The sequence below is a fragment of the Enterobacter cloacae complex sp. XAL002 genome (genome assembly GCF_049236805.1).
GTDB classification, from domain to species: Bacteria; Pseudomonadota; Gammaproteobacteria; order Enterobacterales; family Enterobacteriaceae; genus Enterobacter; species Enterobacter intestinihominis.
Genome location: NZ_JBMKJN010000071.1, coordinates 1 through 1187, shown reverse-complemented (window position 1 = coordinate 1187; position 1187 = coordinate 1). Strand labels below are relative to the sequence as shown.

Annotated in this window: 2 protein-coding genes; one reads left to right on the top strand and one right to left on the bottom strand. The window is 50.1% G+C overall.

The features are described 5' to 3' along the window. Nucleotides 1–631 (top strand): phage tail protein (locus tag ACOT0L_RS23975; protein WP_421637284.1); only part of this gene is annotated, 631 nt, incomplete at its 5' end. On the opposite strand, the gene ACOT0L_RS23970 is transcribed toward ACOT0L_RS23975, so the two are convergent. Then, on the bottom strand, nucleotides 576–1187 hold a 612-nt coding region (locus ACOT0L_RS23970; RefSeq protein WP_421637283.1), incomplete at its 5' end, for a tail fiber domain-containing protein. The genes ACOT0L_RS23975 and ACOT0L_RS23970 overlap by 56 nt on opposite strands.

Below are 1187 nucleotides of genomic sequence, written 5' to 3'. Positions count from 1 at the left end.
CAATACAGGTATTACGTCAATAGTCGTCAACCGGGGAAGCCGTCCAACACGTATTCATCAGGCTTACATTCTGAGACGAACGTGGTTCTCGTATTACAGTGGCTCATCCTGGTCATATCAGGAGGCTTACACCACGGGCAATACCACTAAAGCCAGTGATGGTACTCTGAAAGCAGCATCTCCGGTCGCTCGTATCGTTGCGAGTGCTGATACATGCCTGCGCTCAGATATTGCTGAGGATGGTTTTACATGGTGCGGCTGCGGTACGGCGAATACCGAAGCTGAAGGGATCGAAATTTCCCGGCTCGATGTGGGAGTTTATGTGTTGACTGGTTCGGCAGGCCTTGCATCTGAGGGATGGCAGTTACTGCCGCCAATGGACCCTGGCGGCATGGGGGAACTGGGTGTAGTTGAGGCAGAGCAAACCGAAAACGGCGGACTGACTATCCGCCTGTTTAAGCGAAAATACCTGCTGGGCGATAAGGGGGAGATCGTCAAAACGAAAGGGGAACCGATGGACGTGCCGGTGAACAGCTGGATCGATGTTCGCCTGGATATGCCTGATGATTCTGTCTTTAATCAGCGGATGAGACAGGAGCCACAGCTTGAGCCTCTTTCTCCAGCTCTCTGACACGGATTGTCAGGGCTTTGATGGCAGCAAGCGCATCGAGCACTAGAGGGTTGAGGTCAAGTGTCATTTTTCCCGATTTCTCAGCTGAATGAACATACTGGGGATCTATCTTTTCCAGTTCCTGAGCAATAACGCCGCGGCGAATGACTTTATCTTCATCAGCAAGGTAGTAAAAGGTCTTAAAATCCATTGCCGCGATGTTTAACAGCGATTCGTTTAAATCCAGATCCCCGGTCACTTTCTTAAAGTTAATGTCCGATGTTCCTGCTGACTGAAATACCGTCCACGGTGCATCTGTTTTTGTAGTTTGAGGATTCGAGTTTAACAAAAATCGGCAGTACCCGGTCCCGCCAGTAGTCACCCACATTTGTGCTATTCGTTGAGTATTGTAAGAACTTTGGTAGCCACAACCGTTGGCCGGAGCCCAAATGGTGTCTCCAAAGGCGTCACTGATAAACGATGAATTTGCATCATTTGGCCTTGGAGCCTGGTATGTTCCAACCCCAAAAGCCCCCACTTGCATGACATTACCGGAGTCCGTTCCGACGTCCTTAGT